This window comes from Kitasatospora sp. NPDC056731 (assembly GCF_040687675.1).
In the GTDB taxonomy this organism is placed as follows: domain Bacteria; phylum Actinomycetota; class Actinomycetes; order Streptomycetales; family Streptomycetaceae; genus Kitasatospora.
In genome coordinates this window covers 252,570-270,844 of record NZ_JBFBNR010000003.1, presented here as the reverse complement: position 1 = coordinate 270,844, position 18,275 = coordinate 252,570, and the positions used below count along the sequence as shown (strand labels likewise).

Below are 18,275 nucleotides of genomic sequence, written 5' to 3'. Positions count from 1 at the left end.
CCCAACGGGCGGACACTCAGGCGGCCGTGCGATTGGCACCACTCCCCTACGGGTCCCGCCCCGGATCCACCCCCGGTCCGGCCCGTCCCGGCCCCCCAAAAGCCCGGCCCGGCGGGCGCTCTCGCGGCGACCACCGGGCCGGGCAGTTGTAGCAGAACTGTCGAACAGAGGACGCTACGCGTCCACCGTCGCAGGCTCCTCGGCGCCGGCCGGCGGGGTCGCCTTCACCGAGTCGAGCAGCAGCTGGGCGACGTCGACCACCTTCAGGTGCTCCTTGGCGGCGCCCTCGTTCTTCTTGCCGTTGACCGAGTCGGAGAGCATCACCAGGCAGAACGGGCAGGCGGTGGAGACGATGTCCGGGTTGAGGGACAGCGCCTCGTCCACGCGCTCGGTGTTGATCCGCTTGCCGATGCGCTCCTCCATCCACATCCGGGCACCGCCGGCGCCGCAGCAGAAGCCGCGCTCCTTGTGCCGGTGCATCTCCTGCTGGCGCAGACCGGGGACCTTGTCCATGATCTCGCGCGGCGGGCTGTAGACCTTGTTGTGGCGGCCCAGGTAGCAGGGGTCGTGGTAGGTGATCAGGCCCTCGACCGGGTTGACCGGGACGAGCTTGCCCTCGTCGATCAGGTGCTGCAGCAGCTGGGTGTGGTGGATGACCTCGAAGTGGCCGCCCAGCTGCGGGTACTCGTTGGCGATGGTGTTGAAGCAGTGCGGGCAGGTGGCGACGATCCGCTTGACCGGCGCGTCCTCCAGGGCCGCGTTCAGCGTCTCGACGTTCTGCGCGCCGAGCATCTGGAAGAGGAACTCGTTGCCCAGCCGGCGGGCGGAGTCACCGGTGCAGGACTCCTCCTTGCCGAGGATGGCGAACTTCACGCCCGCGGTGTGCAGCAGTTCGGCGAAGGCCTTGGTGGTCTTCTTGGCGCGGTCCTCCAGGGCGCCGGCGCAGCCGACCCAGTAGAGGTACTCGACCTCGGCGGGGTCGATGTCCTCGCCGATCACCGGCACCTCGATGCCGGTCTCCTTCTTGAGCTCCTTGACCCAGTCCAGGCGGGCCTTGGTGGCCATGCCCCACGGGTTGCCCTTGTTCTCCAGGTTCTTGAGCATCGTCCCGGCCTCGGTCGGGAACGAGGACTCGATCATCACCTGGTAGCGGCGCATGTCGACGATGTGGTCGATGTGCTCGATGTCCACCGGGCACTGCTCGACGCAGGCGCCGCAGGTGGTGCAGGACCACAGGACGTCCGGGTCGATGACGCCGTTCTCCTCCGCGGTGCCGATCAGCGGGCGCTCGGCCTCGGCCAGGGCGGCCGCCGGGACGTCCTTGAGCTGCTCGGCGGTGGCCTTCTCCTCGCCCTCCATGTCCTTGCCGCCACCGGCCAGCAGGTAGGGCGCCTTGCCGAAGGCGTGCTCGCGCAGGCTCATGATCAGCAGCTTCGGCGAGAGCGGCTTGCCGGTGTTCCAGGCCGGGCACTGCGACTGGCAGCGGCCGCACTCGGTGCAGGTGGAGAAGTCGAGGATGCCCTTCCAGGAGAAGTGCTCGACCTGGGAGACGCCGAAGACGGCGTCCTCGGCCGGGTCCTCGAAGTCGATCGGCTGGCCGCCGCTGGCCATCGGACGCAGGGCGCCGAGCGCGGTGCCGCCGTCCTCCTCGCGCTTGAAGTAGATGTTGAAGAAGCCGAGGAAGCGGTGCCAGGCCACGCCCATCGAGGGGTTGATGCCGATGGTGGTCGCCCACGCGAACGAGATGCAGATCTTCAGCATCGCGAAAAGGTAGATCAGGTTCTCCAGCGTGCCGTGCGACAGGCCGCTGAGGGCGGAGACCAGCGGGTACGAGACCAGGTGCTCGGGCCCGTACGAGTCGACGCCGTTGAGGGCGCCCTCCAGGGCGCGCAGCATCAGGATGCACAGGCCGATGCCGAGGATCGTGTACTCGACGTAGAAGGCCTGCCAGGCGATCGAGCCGGCGAAGCGGGACTTGCGGCCGGACCGGGACGGCAGGCTGAGTAGCCGGATCACGATCAGCGTCGCGATGCCCAGCGTGGTGAGGGTGCCGACGAGCTCGACGAAGAGCTGCCAGAGCATCCAGTGGCCGATGATCGGCAGCGCGAATTCGGCGTCGAAGAGCTGGCCGAAGGCGTTGACGATGGTCAGCACCAGGCTGAAGAAGCCGACGGCGACGAACCAGTGGGCGATGCCCACGATCCCCCAGCGGTTCATCCGGGTGTGGCCGATGAACTCGACCGCGACGGTCTTCACCCGCTGGGCGGGCCGGCCGAAGCGGGTGGGGTCCGGCTGGCCGGTCCGCACCACTTTGTAGATGTACAGCGCCGCACGGGCGGCGAGCGCGGTGCCGATCACGAATGTGACCAGCGAGATGACGATCGCTGCTAGCTGCATCGGCTCTCCGTCTCCTGCGGCTTGCTGTTGAGCGGTCTTTGAACGGTCTTGCGTGGAACGGATTGTACTCGCCGGTAACTTGCCGGGCCGACGGCCCGGACATTACCGCCCGCCACCAGTCCTCCAGAAGGTTCCCAAGCTATGGCGGCAGTCACGTGGCGCCACACGCGCCACGGCCAGGACCACGGCCACGACCGAGGCCACGGGAAGTCGCCGCGGCCGCGGAAAGCGGACCGCTCAGCAAAGTTGAGCGGCAGCGACTCATCCCTGTTGACGGCACCCACCCGGTCGTGCATCCTTGAGCCTGTAAAGCTCAACTCTTCCGTGGAGGTATTTACGATGGCACGCGCGGTCGGCATCGACCTCGGTACGACGAACTCGGTCGTCAGCGTTCTGGAGGGTGGCGAGCCCACCGTCATCACGAACGCCGAGGGCGCGCGGACCACGCCGTCCGTCGTCGCTTTCGCGAAGAACGGCGAGGTCCTGGTCGGCGAGGTGGCCAAGCGTCAGGCGGTCACCAACGTCGACCGAACCATCCGCTCGGTCAAGCGCCACATGGGCACCGGGTGGAAGATCAACCTGGACGGCAAGGACTTCAACCCGCAGCAGATCAGCGCCTTCGTGCTGCAGAAGCTGAAGCGGGACGCCGAGGCCTACCTGGGTGAGACCGTCACCGACGCCGTCATCACCGTCCCGGCGTACTTCTCCGACTCCGAGCGCCAGGCCACCAAGGAGGCCGGTGAGATCGCGGGCCTCAACGTCCTGCGCATCGTCAACGAGCCGACCGCGGCCGCCCTGGCCTACGGCCTCGACAAGGACGACCAGACCATTCTGGTCTTCGACCTCGGCGGCGGCACCTTCGACGTCTCCCTGCTGGAGATCGGCGACGGGGTCGTCGAGGTGAAGGCCACCAACGGTGACAACCACCTCGGTGGTGACGACTGGGACCAGAAGGTCGTCGACCACCTGGTCAAGGTCTTCCAGGCCGGCCACGGCGTCGACCTGTCCAAGGACAAGATGGCCCTGCAGCGTCTGCGCGAGGCCGCCGAGAAGGCCAAGATCGAGCTGTCCTCGTCCTCCGAGACCTCGATCAACCTGCCCTACATCACGGCCTCCGCCGAGGGCCCGCTGCACCTGGACGAGAAGCTCACCCGCGCCCAGTTCCAGCAGCTCACCTCCGACCTGCTGGAGCGCTGCAAGGTCCCGTTCCACAACGTGATCAAGGACGCCGGCATCTCGCTCTCCGAGATCGACCACGTCGTCCTGGTCGGCGGCTCGACCCGCATGCCCGCCGTCGCCGAGCTCGTCCGCGAGCTGACCGGCGGCAAGGACGCCAACAAGGGCGTCAACCCGGACGAGGTCGTCGCCATCGGCGCCGCGCTCCAGGCCGGTGTCCTCAAGGGCGAGGTCAAGGACGTCCTGCTGCTCGACGTCACCCCGCTGTCCCTCGGCATCGAGACCAAGGGCGGCATCATGACCAAGCTGATCGAGCGCAACACCACGATCCCGACCAAGCGCTCCGAGATCTTCACCACGGCCGAGGACAACCAGCCGTCCGTGCAGATCCAGGTCTACCAGGGCGAGCGCGAGATCGCGGCGTACAACAAGAAGCTGGGCATGTTCGAGCTGACCGGCCTGCCGCCGGCGCCGCGCGGCCTGCCGCAGATCGAGGTCACCTTCGACATCGACGCCAACGGCATCATGCACGTCGGCGCGAAGGACCTCGGCACCGGCAAGGAGCAGAAGATGACCGTCACCGGCGGCTCCGCGCTGCCGAAGGACGACATCGAGCGCATGATGCGCGAGGCCGAGCAGTACGCGGAGGAGGACCACAAGCGCCGCGAGTCCGTCGAGACCCGCAACTCCGCCGAGCAGCTCGTCTACTCGACCGAGAAGTTCATCGCGGACAACACCGACAAGCTCCCCGCCGACGTCAAGGCCGAGGTCGAGACCGCCATCGGCGAGCTCAAGGAGGCCCTGAAGGGCGAGGACATCGCGAAGATCCGCGAAGCCTCGGAGAAGGTCTCCACCACCGCGCAGAAGCTCGGCCAGGCGCTGTACGCCAACGCCGACGCCGCCGCCCCGGCCGGCGAGTCCGCCCAGGCCAAGGACGACGACGTCGTCGACGCCGAGATCGTGGACGACGAGAAGCCCAAGGGCGGTGCGGCATGACGGACAAGCCGCAGGGCGGCAAGCCCGGCGACGACTCCGCCGCCGACGAGGCTGTGATCAAGGCCGCCGAGGAGGCCGCCGCAGCCGGCGCCGCCGACTCCGGCTCCGGTGCTGGCTCCGACGAACTCACCACTGCCAAGCGGGAGTCGGCCGAGCGCACCGCCGACCTGCAGCGCCTGCAGGCCGAGTACCAGAACTACCGCAAGCGGGTCGAGCGCGACCGGCTGACGGTCCGCGAGATCGCGGTCTCCAACATCCTGGAGTCCCTGATCCCGGTGCTCGACGACATCGGCCGCGCCCGCGAGCACGGCGAGGTCACCGGCGGCTTCAAGTCCGTAGCCGAGTCCCTGGAGACGGTCGTCGCCAAGCTGGGCCTCCAGCAGTTCGGCAAGGAGGGCGAGCCCTTCGACCCGACCATGCACGAGGCGCTGATGCACAGCTACTCCTCGGACGTCACCGAGGACACCTGCGTGCAGATCCTCCAGCCCGGCTACCGCATCGGCGAGCGGATCATCCGCCCCGCCATGGTCGCCGTCGCGGAGCCCCAGCCGGGCACCCAGACCACGGCCGCGCCCGACGACGAGGCGAAGTCCGGGGACGCGGACAAGTCCGACGGTGGTTCGGACAGCTGACAACCTGTGACAGCTGACAACCAGTGCGCTGCGGAGTCGTACGCCGGCCAGTACGGCGGCCGACTCCGCAGCGCGCTGTCAACAGCGCCCGGTGGAGCGGCTGTTGACAGCGCAGCGAGGATGGACATCGGGAGGTGGCGGCAGCTATGAGCAAGCGCAGCGAGCGAATCGTTGAAAGGCGCGTGTTGCGCGGAGCGGCTGCCGAGCGGAGCGAGGTGGACGCATGAGTGGCAAGGACTACGTGGAGAAGGACTACTACAAGGTCCTCGGCGTGCCCAAGGACGCCACCGCCGCCGAGATCAAGAAGACCTACCGCAAGCTCGCGCGCGAGTTCCACCCGGACGCCAACAAGGGCGACGCCAAGGCCGAGGACCGTTTCAAGGACATCTCCGAGGCCTACGACGTCCTGTCCGACGAGAAGCGCCGCAAGGAGTACGACGAGGCCCGCAGCCTCTTCGCCAACGGCGGCTTCCGGGCCGGCGGCCCCGGCCAGGGCAACGGCAGCTACAGCTTCGACTTCGGCGACCTCTTCAGCGGCAGCCAGAACACCGGCAGCGGCGGGCTCGGCGACGTCTTCGGCGGACTCTTCAACCGCAGCGGCGGCCGGCAGGCCCAGCCCCGGCGCGGCGCCGACGTCGAGACCGAGGTGACCCTCGCCTTCGACGAGGCCGTCGACGGTGCGACCGTCCCGCTGCGGATGACCAGCCAGGCTCCCTGCCGCACCTGCAACGGCACCGGCGCCAAGTCCGGCACCACCCCGCGGGTCTGCCCGACCTGCGTCGGCGCCGGCACCGTCAGCCGCGGCCAGGGCGCGTTCGCGCTCTCCGAGCCGTGCAAGGACTGCCGCGGGCGCGGCATGATCGTCGACGACCCGTGTGTCGACTGCCACGGCAGCGGCCGGGCCAGCTCCGCCCACACCATGCAGGTCCGCATCCCGGCCGGCGTCCAGGACGCCCAGCGCATCCGGCTCAAGGGCAAGGGCGCCCAGGGCGAACGCGGCGGACAGCCCGGCGACCTCTACGTCACCGTGCACGTCGACCCGCACCCCGTCTTCGGGCGCAAGGGGGACAACCTCACCGTCACCGTCCCCGTCACCTTCCCCGAAGCCACCCTCGGCGCCACCATCGAGGTGCCCACGCTGAACGGGCCGGCCGTGAAGCTGAAGCTGCCCCCCGGCAGCGCCAACGGCCTCACCATGCGCGCCCGCGGCAAGGGCGCCACCCGCAAGGACGGCACCCGCGGCGACCTCCTCGTCACCGTCGAGGTCGTGGTGCCGCGGCACATCACCGGGGACGCGCTGAACGCCCTGGAGCAGTACCGCGAGGCCACCGCCTCCGACGACCCACGAGCCGCCCTGTTCCGGGCGGCGAAGGGAGCGTGACGACCAGATGATCCCCAACAGTCCCATCGGCCCCGGCATCGGTGAAGGCCTGCCCGGCATCGGCGACGGCCTGCCGGGCGACGGCCGCCGCACCCGGCGGCCCACCGCCCCGCCGCAGTACGTCCTCACCGAGGACACCCCGGTGTACGTCATCTCCGTCGCCGCCGAGCTCTCCGGCCTGCACCCGCAGACCCTCCGCCAGTACGACCGCCTCGGTCTGGTCAGCCCCGACCGCACCGCCGGCCGGGGCCGCCGCTACTCCGCGCGCGACATCCAGCAGTTGCGCGAGGTCCAGCGGCTCTCCCAGGACGAGGGCATCAACCTGGCCGGCATCAAGCGGATCATCGAGCTGGAGAACCAGGTCACCGCGCTCCAGTCCCGCATCGGCGAACTGGTCGACTCCCTCGACGGCGCCACCAGCGCCCTCCAGCAGCGCGAGGCCGCCGTCCACGCCTCCTACCGCCGCGACCTCGTCCCCTACCAGCCGCCCACCCAGTCCAGCGCCCTGGTCGTCTGGCGCCCCAAGCGCTGAGACTTGGCTGAACACCTCCGGCCGCCGGCTCCCCTCCGCCCGGGGGGTGCCGGCGGCTTGATCGTGGTGAGAGAGTGCTGTCGAACAAATCTGGCCGCCCTCACCGATGCCACCCGATCTGGCATGCTGCACTGCGATTCCGGTATTGGTGCCCGGCAGGTAGTGCAGACACGGCCACGGCAAGGAGCCCGCAGATGAGTGGACGAGAACAGCCCGGTACCGCCGCGATTGGGCCCTCCGTCCTCTCGAAAGAAGCGCGGGAGTTGTATCTGGCGGTCATCCGCGAGAACGGGCGGTTTCCGAAGGACTCCGACCTCGCCAAGGCGGGCGGGGCCCAGGAGGAGTTGGTGGCGATAGGCCTTCTGGTCGCCGACACCGACGAACCCGGTGTCCTCGTCGCGGTCGACCCTCAGCAGCTGTCCGAGAGCCTCTCCGTGACCTGGCAGCGCCAGGCACTCGACCTGCTCACCCGCGCGTCGGCCCTCGCCACCGATCTCCACGACCTGACGGCCGCCTACCACTCACCGGAGCAGGCCGGCGGCGCGATCGAGTACGTGCGGGGAAAAGTGCTGATCAACCAGCGGGTGCAGCAGATCGTCGCCAGCGCCTCGGAGGAGATCCTCGCCGCCCAACCCGGCGGGCCTCGCCCGTCCGAGGCGCTCACCGGCATCCTCGCCCGCGACCTCGAAGCCCTCCGCCTGGGCATCACGCTCAGGACGATCTACCACCCGAGCACCCGGTACCACGCTCCCACCAGGGAGTACGTGGCCACGATAACCAAGGCCGGCGGACGGTTCCGGACGCTGGAGGAGCCCTACACGCGATTGATCGTCATCGATCGCCGAATCGCGGTCATCCCCATCGCCGAGGACCTCAATCTGGCCGCCTTCGTGCACGATCGGGCCGTCATCAGCTACCTGATCAGCGAGATCTTCGAGCGGAACTGGAGCCGGGCGCTGGACTTCGACGGCGCGCGCGCCGTTCCGCAGCAGGTGGTCTCCGGGATGCGGCAGACGATCATCGACCTCATGCTCGAAGGCGTGAACCACCGGGTGATCGCCCGCAGACTCGGCATCAGCGAACGGACGCTCGCGCGGCACCTGGCCGAGATGCGCGACGAGCACAATGTCGAGTCGCTGTTCCAACTCGGGTACGCATTGGCCCGGAACAGCATTCCGACCGACTCCGACAGCTATCACTGACCAAGCGTCGCGGCGGTCTCAGTTCCAGATCGTGTCATTGGCCAGCGCCATGGTCTGAGGCGCTGCCGCATCGTGGGAAACCCCGATGTTCCAGATCGTGTCGTCAGCCGGGCTCGAACCGCTCCCGATGAAAAGCGCCAGACCCACAACGACTGGAACCAGGACAAATCGCACCACCCGGCGTATCCGAGACATGGTGCCCCCTCTCTTTGTTTAAGACTTGGCGCGGGTACCCAGCCATTGTTTCGAACAACCTGCCACATAATGCCGCAAGCCCATGCCGGAAGCCAGGGGGCCTGCTACCCCAGTGCGTCATCTCTCTGCCAGGCATCGAGATGACACCACGGCTCTGTGGACGGTGGCGACGGTCGACAGAGACGATCAGTGCACTCCCCAACCCCTCTCGCGGGAGGGGGAAGACGGGGACACCACAAACAACATGTCCATGACTAGTTCGTTTCGACCACAACGAATGCACAGCAGCATTCCGATAGTCACCACCCAACGGGGCGATCGGCCTGGTTGGCACCTATCCCCGGAGTCGACAATGAGTGAGCCCTACCTGCGAGAGCACGCCGGACAGACCCCCGAGGGCCGGCGTGCGCGTGTGTTCCTGGCCGCGCCGCTGATGCGGCTGACCGGGCCCGCGGACAGTGTGGTGACGCTCGCCAGCCGGACGCGGCTGACGACGCTCCGCACCACCCTGCTCCGCAGCGGTGCCGCCGTGTACAGCGCGCACCACAGTGATGCCTGGACCGTCGCCGGGCAGGCGCCGGAGCCCCGGGTGCCGTCCGACTTCCGGGCCCTGCAGTCCGCGGACCTCGTGTTCGCCTACGTCGGGGCGCCGCTGTCGGCCGGGGTGAGCCTGGAGCTGGGGTGGGCGTCGGCGCTGCGGAAGCCGATCGTCCTCCTCGTCGACGAGGCCATCACGCACAACCCGCTGATCGCCACCATCGAGCAGGTCGCCCCCGTCCTGCCGCTGGTCTTCGACGACACCTGGTCGCAGGAGGCCCTCAACCACACCGTGGAGACCGCGCTCGACTGGGCCGGCATGGCGCTGTCCCTGCGCGAGGGCTTCTGGACCGCCCCCGGTGAGCAGTTCAACGTCCCCCGGCAGCAGCCCCCCGTCGTCGGCCGGGCCGGCTACTGGCCGACCAGCGCCGCCACCGGCTGACCAGCGCTCACCCATCGGGCTCCCCCGTCCGGGCTCCCCGCAGCTGCCAGCCCAGCTGGAACAGCGTCTCCGCGTCGTGCAGTTCGCGCAGCCGGGCGATGTGGCCGGCCACCGTCCGCTCGCTGAGGCCGAGGCGGCCGGCGATGGCGCGCTGGGTGAGGCCCTGGGCGAGGAGCCGGCCGACCTGCTCGTGGGCCGTCGACTCGGGAGCGGACGCCTGGTCGGGGTGCCAGAGGAGGCGGCCGGAGCGGGCCCAGTCCCGTTCGAACACGGCCAGGAAATGGTCGACGGTCGCCGGATCCTCGATGAAGGTCGCGCTCCGGAGGTCGTCGGCGGACTGGAGCACGGCGATCCGGCGGTCGAAGATGTGCAGGTGGCGGAACGGCTCGGCCAGGACCCGGAAGCGGGCGCCCAGTTCGGTGCCGCGGGCGGTGTGGTCGGCGGTCGCCTGGTCCCGGACGGCGCCGGGTGCGTAGATCACCCGGATCCGGCCGCCCCGGCCGCAGAACCGGCCGATCCGTTCCAGGGCGTCCTCCAGCTGGTGGGCGTGGCGGGGCCGGCCGGGCTGGGCGACGAGGATCTCCTGGCGGCAGTCCGCCTCCACCTCGGCGAATCGCCGGATGACCGCGCCGAGGCCCTGGACGTGATGCACCGTACCGGCACGGTCGGTCGGGCGCGGGGCCGTGTCGTAGGCCTTGGTCAGGTCGTCGAGGGCCTGCGGGAGTTGCGCGGCCTGGACCAACAGCCGGGTGCCTTCGGCCCGGAGCTCGGCACTGATCCGGTCGCCGACCGTACGCGGGTTGACGGCGGTGCAGACGTCGGATTCGGGCCGGGCGAGCAGCAGCCCGAGCGCGAGCAGGTGTTCCAGGGCCGGCCGGTCGGCGTCGGCCACCTCGGCCCGGTCGATCCAGCCGCCGTGCCGGAGGATGCGCAGGTACAGGTCGTGTGCGGCCTGGTCGGGCCGCCCGGTGCCGCGCCCGTGCATCACGGCACCCGCCGACGGGCGGCGTCGGCCGCCGACCGGAGCTGCCAGCCGAGCTGGAAGAGCGTCTCGGCGTCGTACAGTTCGCGCAGCCGGGCGATGTGGCCGGCCACCGTGCGTTCGCTCAGGCCGAGGCGGGTGGCGATGGCGCGCTGGGTGAGGCCCTGGGCGAGGAAACGGCCGACCTGGTCGGGCAGGGAGTCGGCCGGCTCGGGGGCTTCCGGGCCACGGGCCCAGCGGACCCGGGCGGCGCGCTGCCAGTCGCGTTCGAAGGCGTCGGCCATGAAGTCGACCACCACCGGGTCCTCGACGAAGGCCGCGCGGCTGTTGTCGGACGCGGCGGGGATGACGGCCACCTTCCGGTCGTAGATCAGGACCCGCCGGAACGGCTCGCCCAGCACCCGGTACCGGCAGCCGACCTCGGCGGCCGCGGCGGCGAAGGCTGCGGTCGCCGGGTCGGCGGCCGCCGCCGGCTCGTAGATGCCCCGGACCGTGCCGCCGCGCTCGGCGAGTCGCCGCATCCGGTCGAGGGCATCCGGGAGCCCCTCGACGGGCCGGGCCCCGCCGGGCTGGGCGGCCAGCATCTCCTGCGAGCACTCGGCGTCGAGTTGGGCCAGGCGCAGGCGGATCTGTTCGAAGCCGTGCACGTACGTGACCTCGACGGAGCACTCGGGGTGGCGCGGCGTGACGTCGAAGGCCTGCGCCAACTCGGCGAACTGCTCGGGCATTTCATCCGCTCTGGCCAGCAATTCGCCACCCGTGGAACGCAGTTCGGACCCGATTCGGCCGATGACGACACGCGGGTTCACCGCGGCGTAGGCCGCGTCCTCGACCCTCGGGACGACCAGTCCGAGGTCGAGCAACCGCTCCAGGACCGGTTCGTCACCCGGAGGCAGGTCGGCCGCCCGGAGGATGCCGCCGTTGCCGACGACGGCGAGGTACAGCGCCCGAGCGGCGTCGTCGGGCAGCGGAGAGTCGGGCAGGGGGCAGGTCGACGGGTCGGTCATGGGGCTCCCCCCGGAGCTGCCGGCCGAGGTGGAAGAGGGTGTGGGCGGCCGCCGTCGCGGACGGCGGTGAGGTGGACGGCGGTGAGGTGGACGGCGGTGAGGTGGACGGCGGTGAGGCGGAGGGCGGTGAGGTGGAGGGCGGGCCGCTCGGCGGGGCCGGGTTCATCGGTCATCGCGGGCGCCTCTCATCAGCCAGCCGAGTTGGAAGAGGGTCTGGGCTCCGTGGCGGTCGCGGAGGCGGGAGATGTGGGCGGCGACGGTGCGTTCGCTGAGGCCGAGGCGGGTGGCGACGGCGCGCTGGGTGAGGCCGCGGGCGAGGAGGCGGCCGATCCGGTCGGGGACGGTGCGGGTGGGGCCGAGGGTGGCGGCGGTGTCGGCGGTTTCGGCGCGGGCCCAGTCGCGTTCGAAGGCGCCGACCAGGAAGGTGATGGCGGCCGGGTCGGTGATGAAGGCGGCGGTGCTGTTGTCGTCGTTGGCGGAGATCACGGCGACGGCGCGGTCGAAGACGAGCAGCCGCTGGAACGGCTCGTCGAGCACGCGGATGAGGGAGCCGTGCCGGGTGACCTCCTCGACGTAGGCGAGGGCGGGCGGGTCGGCGAGGGCGACGGGCTGGTAGATGGTGCGCAGGGAGCAGCCGCGCTGGAGCAGGTGGACGTCCTGGAGGAGGGCGACCTGCAGGGTGCCGGCGGGGCGGTGGCCGGGTTGGGCGGCGAGGACTTCGGAGCGGCAGTCGGAGGCGAGCTGGGAGATCCGCTGGCGGATGTGGACGTGGCCCTCGACGTGGACGGCGCCGCCGGCCCGGCCGGAGGGCCGGGGCATCGCGTCGTAGGCGCGGGTGAGGCCGTCGAGGGCGCCGGGGAGGTTCTCCGCGCGGACCAGCAGCCTGGTCGCCTCGCTGCGGAGTTCGGCGCCCAGGCGGTCGGTGACGGAGCGTGGGCTGATGGCGGTGTAGCAGTGGTCCATCGGGTTGGCGATGAGCAGGCCGAGGTCGACGAGCTGCTGGAGCGCGGCCTGGTCGGCGTCCGGGGTGTCGGCGAACGGGATGCGTCCGCCCCGGGCGAGGATCGCCAGGTAGAACTGCCGGGCGGCCTCGTCGGGCTCCTCGCCCGGGGGCTGTCCGTGCTGCGGCGCGACCGCCGGTTCCACCGTCACGTCGCACACTCCCTGCCGGACGCTTCTCCCTCGTTGCCGCCGTCGCGCCGTCCGGCGCGGGGCTCGGCGGTCACGGTACCGGGCTGACGGCGGCCTCCGGGGTCCGGGTGCCGTCGCACTCCGGGGGGCCCGGGGGCCACCGTCGCTACGCCCATGCCAAGGCGCTTCCGTCGAGGCGGAGCAGCAACGCCTCGACGGCTCCGGTTCCGGGGGCCATCACCACACATGGCGCCCCGACCGGCGCTCTTCCCCCCCGTTTCACGCGTGCGGGACGTTGCACCCGTGGTCAGTTTCGAAGAGCAAGTCGCCACCATCGGGCTGCGGTGCCCGGTCGGCCTGGCGTGACTCCACCCTCACAGTGTGACGGCCGGTGAACAAGTGTCGCCCGAGTGCAGGTTCGCGCAATTGCAGCTATCTGCACGGCGGGTGGGGCGGGCGGGGTCGAGCGGCGGGACGGGTTCCGGTAAAGGCCGAGGCCAGCGGGGCTCGCGGGGGGCACCCGCCCGTACGGTCGGTTGGCCGCGCGCGGTCGGGCAGCGGGTGCGGGTTCCTGCAACGGCGGCGTGCGGCGGGAATCGTCAGGCACGCGCCAGCAGCCGTCCGCGGGCGAGCCCGGCGGCGGTCCCGCCGGCGGCGAGCACCCAGGCGGTGGCCAGCAGCAGGTAGAGCCCGGTGGCGATCGCGGTGAAGCCGCCGAACCCGGTGTGCCGGGCGAGCGCGGAGGCGCCGGTGACGCAGGTGCCGATCGGGAAGGTGTACGCCCACCAGGTCATCGCGAACGGCATGCCGGCCCGGCGGGCGCGCAGGTTGGCGGTGAGCGCGACGGCCAGCCAGAGCATCGCGACGCCGAGCACCGCGACGCCGTACAGCTCGGCGAAGGGGAGCATGGCGGGGGCCAGCGCGGGCAGCACCGGGCGGGCGGCGTCGGCGAGTTGGTGGACGGCGGTGACGGACTGGCCGAGCGGGCCGAGCACCAGGAACAGCGAGGGGGTGAGCACCAGGGTGGGCAGCTTGCTGTGGAACAGCCCGGTGAAGACCACCGGCAGCAGCACCAGGGTGGCCAGCAGGCCGATCCCGAAGAGGGCCCAGCAGGCGTACAGCATGGTCTGCTGCGCCAGCCCGGCCGGCAGGTGCGGGATGAGGGCCGGGCCGGTGGCGGAGGCGACCAGCGGGGCGACCACCGGCAGCAGCCAGGTCGGGTTGGCCTCCAGGGCGGAGACCGGGTGCCGGGTGATCATCAGGTACGGGATGCCGCCGGCGACGGCCAGCGCGTACAGGGTGCCGACGCCCCACAGCACGGCGTCGACGGCGACCGCGGGGCCGGTGCCGATCACCCGGGAGCCGAGCAGCAGGGTGCCGAGGCCGACCGAGAGCAGGGCCATCGGCGGGCAGCCGTAGAAGACGGCGGTGGCCGGGTTGTCCAGCAGCTGGGTGCGGGCGGCCTCGCGGTGCCGGGTGAGGTGGACCAGCCGGGCCGCGCCCAGCACCAGCAGGGCGGCGAGTCCGAGCGCCCACATCACCTCGCCGAAGCCGATCAGCCCGGGCAGCCGCAGCGGCAGGACGGCCGCGCCGTTGCCCAGGATCGCGGTGCCCATGACGGCGGCGTACCAGTTGGGGCCGAGCTGGGCGAGGTCGAGGCGGGCACGCAGCGAGGAACGGGAGGGGCGGGTGAGCGGGCGGGCATCGGCCAAGGTGGACATGGTTCCACCGTGCCGCCCCGGGCCGGGCTCCGGTAGCGCCGCGGGCTCTATGAGGACATAGCCTGGACCTATGGCCCTCTCCCCCCGCGTCCCCGAGCTCGGCGCCCTGGAACTGCTGCTCGCGGTGGCCCGGCTGGGCAGCGTCGGGCGGGCCGCGGCCGAACTGGGCGTGAGCCAGCCGACCGCCAGCGCCCGGATCAAGGGCATGGAGCGGCAGATCGGCGTCCCGCTGCTGGAGCGCTCCCCCCGGGGCAGTCGGCCGACCGTGGCGGGGCGGCTGGTGGTCGAGTGGGCCGGGCACGTGGTGGAGGCGGCGCAGGCGCTGGACGCCGGGATCGACGCGCTGCGCGAGCGGCGGGACGCCAAGCTGCGGGTGGTGGCCAGCCTGACCGTCGCCGAGTACCTGATGCCGGGCTGGCTGCTGGCCCTGGCCGAGGCCAGTCCGGGCACGGCGGTGACGCTGCGGACGGCGAACTCGGCGGAGGTCGCCGGGCACGTGCTGGCCGGGGACGCCGACCTCGGCTTCGTCGAGGGCCCGTCCACCCCGCCCGGGCTGGCCGGCGCCGTGGTGGCGGCGGACCGGCTGGTGGTCGTGGTGGCGCCCGGCCACCCGTGGGCGCGCCGCCGGACGCCGCTGACCGGGCCGGAGCTGGCCGCCACCCCGCTGGTGCTGCGCGAGTCGGGCTCGGGCACCCGGGAGGTGCTGGAGATGGCGCTGGCGCCGTACGGGGGCGCGGTGCGGCCCCGGCTGGAGCTGGCCTCGTCCACCGCGCTGAAGGCGGCGGCGATGACCGGGGCCGGGCCGGTCTGCCTGAGCGAGCTGGCGGTGATGGAGGAGTTGGCCGTCCGGCGACTGGTGGCCGTCCCGCTGGCCGAGGGACTGGACCTGCGGCGGCCGCTGCGCGCGGTGTGGCCGGCCGGGCAGCGGCCGAGCGGGCCGGCCCGGGAGCTGCTGGGGCTGACCCGCCAGGTGCCCCGCGCGCAGCGGGTGGAACGCACGGAACGCGCGGAACGGGCGTAAAAACTTGAGCGGAATAGACTCAACTTAGTGCATGCTGTAGATAGCAGCATTGAAGGACGACGAGGGAGGACCCCCCAGCAGTGGACGCCAGCAAGTTCACCACCAAGACGCAGGACGCCCTGTCCGCCGCGATCCGGCAGGCGGGCGCGGCCGGGAACCCGGACGTCAAGCCGGTGCACATCCTGATCGCCCTGCTGGAGCAGCCCGAGGGCATCGCCCGGCCGCTGCTGGAGGCCGTCGGGGCGGACGTCACCCGGATCGACGCCGAGGCCCGCCGCCAGCTGACCGCCCTGCCCAGCGCGATGGGCTCGACGGTCGCCGCGCCGCAGCTCGCCCGGGACACCCTCGCGGTGCTCACCGAGGCCGGCAAGCGCGCCGACGACCTGGACGACCAGTACGTCTCCACCGAGCACCTGATGGTCGGCCTGGCCGCCGAGGGCGGGCCGGTCGCCGAACTGCTGGCGCAGCAGGGCGCGACGGCGAAGGGCCTGCTCGCCGCGTTCAAGGACGTGCGCGGCAGCGGCCGGGTCACCTCTCCGGACCCTGAGGGCACCTACAAGGCGCTGGAGAAGTACGGCACCGACCTGACCCAGGCCGCCCGGGACGGCAAGCTCGACCCGGTGATCGGCCGGGACCAGGAGATCCGCCGGGTCGTCCAGGTGCTCTCCCGCCGGACCAAGAACAACCCGGTGCTGATCGGCGAGCCGGGCGTCGGCAAGACCGCGGTGGTCGAGGGCCTGGCCCAGCGCATCGTCGCCGGCGACGTGCCGGAGTCGCTGCGCGGCAAGCGGCTGGTCTCGCTGGACCTCAGCGCGATGGTCGCGGGCGCCAAGTACCGCGGCGAGTTCGAGGAGCGGCTGAAGGCCGTCCTGAACGACATCAAGCAGAGCAACGGCCAGGTCGTCACCTTCATCGACGAGCTGCACACCATGGTCGGCGCGGGCGCCGGCGGCGACTCCGCGATGGACGCCGGCAACATGCTCAAGCCGATGCTGGCCCGCGGCGAGCTGCGGATGGTCGGCGCCACCACGCTGGACGAGTACCGCGAGCGGATCGAGAAGGACCCGGCCCTGGAGCGCCGCTTCCAGCAGGTGCTGGTCGGCGAGCCCAGCGTGGAGGACTCGATCGCCATCCTGCGCGGTCTCAAGGGCCGCTACGAGGCGCACCACAAGGTGCAGATCGCGGACGCCGCGCTGGTCGCCGCGGCCACCCTGTCCAACCGCTACATCACCTCCCGCTTCCTGCCCGACAAGGCGATCGACCTGGTCGACGAGGCGGCCTCCCGGCTGCGGATGGAGATCGACTCCTCCCCCGTCGAGATCGATGAACTCCAGCGCTCCGTCGACCGGTTGAGGATGGAGGAGCTGGCCCTGGAGAAGGAGTCGGACGCCGCCTCGATCGACCGGCTGGCCCGGCTGCGGCGCGATCTCGCCGACAAGAACGAGCAGTTGAGCGCCCTGACCGCGCGCTGGGAGCAGGAGAAGAAGAGCCTCAACCGGGTCGGCGAGCTCAAGGAGCGGCTGGACGACCTGCACGGCGCGCTCGAACGGGCCCAGCGCGACGGGGACTTCGAGCGGGCGTCGAAGCTGATGTACGCGGAGATCCCGGCCGCCGAGACGGAGCTCACCGAAGCCCAGGAGCGAGCGGCGGACCAGGACGCCTCCGCCTCGATGGTGAAGGAGGAGGTCGGCCCGGACGACGTGGCCGACGTGGTCGCCTCCTGGACGGGCATCCCGGCCGGCCGCCTGCTGGAGGGCGAGAGCGCCAAACTCCTGCGCATGGAGGAGGAGTTGGGCCAGCGCCTGATCGGCCAGGCGGAGGCCGTGCGAGCGGTCTCGGACGCGGTGCGCCGCACCCGTTCCGGCATCGCCGACCCGGACCGCCCGACCGGCTCGTTCCTCTTCCTCGGCCCGACCGGCGTCGGCAAGACCGAACTCGCCAAGGCCCTGGCCGACTTCCTCTTCGACGACCAGCGGGCCATGGTCCGGATCGACATGAGCGAGTACGGCGAGAAGCACTCCGTCTCCCGCCTGGTCGGCGCCCCGCCCGGGTACATCGGCTACGAGGAGGGCGGCCAGCTCACCGAGGCGGTGCGCCGCCGCCCGTACAGCGTGGTGCTGCTGGACGAGGTGGAGAAGGCCCACCCGGAGGTCTTCGACGTCCTGCTCCAGGTGCTGGACGACGGCCGGCTCACCGACGGCCAGGGCCGCACGGTGGACTTCCGCAACGCGATCCTGATCCTCACCTCCAACCTGGGCTCCCAGTACCTGGTCGACCCGGCCATCCCGGAGGACCGGAAGAAGGCCCTGGTGCTGGACTCCGTCCGGGCCGCGTTCAAGCCCGAGTTCCTCAACCGGCTGGACGACATCGTGGTCTTCGACCCGCTGGGCACCGCCGAGCTGAGCCGGATCGTCGACCTCCAGGTGGCCCGCCTCGGCGACCGGCTGCGCGAGCGGCGGCTCACCCTGGACGTCTCCGAGGCCGCCCGCGACTGGCTGGCCCTCACCGGCTACGACCCGGCGTACGGCGCCCGCCCGCTGCGCCGGCTGGTCCAGTCCGCGATCGGCGACCAGTTGGCCCGGGCCATCCTGTCCGGCCAGGTGCACGACGGGGACACCGTCCTGGTCGAGCGGGACGAGGAGGGCGACCGCCTCACCGTCCGCAGCCGCGGACTGCTGGAGAAGTAGCACCACCAGACCGGGCCGCCCGCACTGTCGTGCGGGCGACCCGGTCAACACCCTTGTCGTACAGCACAGTTGACGGCCCGCTCGGCCACGGTCGCACCCCGCCGCGCCCCGCCGGCGCCCCGGCCGAGGCGCCCTTCCAGCCGGACACGCTCCGTCACCATCACCGCTTGCGGCGGGCGTCGGAGCGCCCCGGACGAAGATCGACGCGTGGCCGGGTGCCCCTGTGAGGCAGGCCC

Annotated in this window: 14 protein-coding genes; 8 read left to right on the top strand and 6 right to left on the bottom strand. The window is 71.5% G+C overall.

Annotation, left to right across the window (positions count from 1 at the left end):
- Positions 1-174 precede the first annotated feature (174 nt).
- A complete protein-coding gene (locus tag AB0R04_RS05325) occupies positions 175-2,397 on the bottom strand; it encodes a (Fe-S)-binding protein (RefSeq protein WP_363368341.1) in 2,223 nt (740 codons plus the stop codon).
- 339 nt (positions 2,398-2,736) lie between these two features.
- Between AB0R04_RS05325 and dnaK the strand changes: the two genes are divergently transcribed.
- From dnaK to AB0R04_RS05295, 6 genes are all read left to right on the top strand, one after another.
- Positions 2,737-4,569: a molecular chaperone DnaK gene (gene dnaK / locus AB0R04_RS05320; RefSeq protein ID WP_063348543.1), complete on the top strand. Its 1,833-nt coding sequence runs from the start codon at positions 2,737-2,739 to the stop codon at positions 4,567-4,569.
- Positions 4,566-5,201 carry a nucleotide exchange factor GrpE gene (grpE, locus tag AB0R04_RS05315; RefSeq protein WP_363368339.1) on the top strand — a complete coding sequence of 212 codons (636 nt, stop codon included), beginning with the start codon at positions 4,566-4,568 and terminating at the stop codon, positions 5,199-5,201. The genes dnaK and grpE overlap by 4 nt, the downstream gene beginning before the upstream one ends.
- A gap of 223 nt (positions 5,202-5,424) precedes the next feature.
- Complete coding sequence (gene dnaJ / locus AB0R04_RS05310) at positions 5,425-6,582, top strand: molecular chaperone DnaJ (protein ID WP_363368337.1); 1,158 nt, start codon at positions 5,425-5,427, stop codon at positions 6,580-6,582.
- Positions 6,583-6,589: 7 nt separating this feature from the next.
- The gene (locus AB0R04_RS05305) at positions 6,590-7,114 is read left to right on the top strand and encodes a helix-turn-helix domain-containing protein (protein ID WP_079135744.1); all 525 of its coding nucleotides are present in this window, start codon (positions 6,590-6,592) and stop codon (positions 7,112-7,114) included.
- A gap of 194 nt (positions 7,115-7,308) precedes the next feature.
- Positions 7,309-8,316: a helix-turn-helix domain-containing protein gene (locus AB0R04_RS05300; RefSeq protein WP_063348540.1), complete on the top strand. Its 1,008-nt coding sequence runs from the start codon at positions 7,309-7,311 to the stop codon at positions 8,314-8,316.
- Between the two features lie 547 nt (positions 8,317-8,863).
- Positions 8,864-9,490 carry a hypothetical protein gene (locus AB0R04_RS05295; protein WP_063348539.1) on the top strand — a complete coding sequence of 209 codons (627 nt, stop codon included), beginning with the start codon at positions 8,864-8,866 and terminating at the stop codon, positions 9,488-9,490.
- Between the two features lie 7 nt (positions 9,491-9,497).
- Here AB0R04_RS05295 and AB0R04_RS05290 read toward each other — a convergent pair whose 3' ends face one another.
- The 5 genes from AB0R04_RS05290 to AB0R04_RS05270 form a co-directional block, all read right to left on the bottom strand.
- Positions 9,498-10,475 carry a helix-turn-helix domain-containing protein gene (locus tag AB0R04_RS05290; RefSeq protein ID WP_363368335.1) on the bottom strand — a complete coding sequence of 326 codons (978 nt, stop codon included), beginning with the start codon at positions 10,473-10,475 and terminating at the stop codon, positions 9,498-9,500.
- A complete protein-coding gene (locus tag AB0R04_RS05285) occupies positions 10,475-11,479 on the bottom strand; it encodes a LuxR family transcriptional regulator (RefSeq protein WP_363368333.1) in 1,005 nt (334 codons plus the stop codon). The genes AB0R04_RS05290 and AB0R04_RS05285 overlap by 1 nt, the downstream gene beginning before the upstream one ends.
- Positions 11,476-11,652, bottom strand: a complete 177-nt coding sequence (locus AB0R04_RS05280) for a hypothetical protein (RefSeq protein WP_363368331.1) — start codon at positions 11,650-11,652, stop codon at positions 11,476-11,478. The genes AB0R04_RS05285 and AB0R04_RS05280 overlap by 4 nt, the downstream gene beginning before the upstream one ends.
- Complete coding sequence (locus tag AB0R04_RS05275; protein ID WP_063348536.1) at positions 11,642-12,631, bottom strand: LuxR C-terminal-related transcriptional regulator; 990 nt, start codon at positions 12,629-12,631, stop codon at positions 11,642-11,644. The genes AB0R04_RS05280 and AB0R04_RS05275 overlap by 11 nt, the downstream gene beginning before the upstream one ends.
- 578 nt (positions 12,632-13,209) lie before the next feature.
- Positions 13,210-14,331: a TDT family transporter gene (locus AB0R04_RS05270; protein ID WP_063348535.1), complete on the bottom strand. Its 1,122-nt coding sequence runs from the start codon at positions 14,329-14,331 to the stop codon at positions 13,210-13,212.
- A gap of 70 nt (positions 14,332-14,401) precedes the next feature.
- On the opposite strand from AB0R04_RS05270, the gene AB0R04_RS05265 reads away from it, so the two are divergent.
- Positions 14,402-15,352, top strand: coding sequence for a LysR family transcriptional regulator (locus AB0R04_RS05265; RefSeq protein WP_363368328.1), 951 nt, complete (start codon positions 14,402-14,404; stop codon positions 15,350-15,352).
- Between the two features lie 80 nt (positions 15,353-15,432).
- On the top strand, positions 15,433-18,039 hold the full coding sequence (gene clpB, locus AB0R04_RS05260; protein ID WP_363368326.1) for an ATP-dependent chaperone ClpB: 2,607 nt from the start codon (positions 15,433-15,435) through the stop codon (positions 18,037-18,039).
- Positions 18,040-18,275 lie beyond the last annotated feature (236 nt).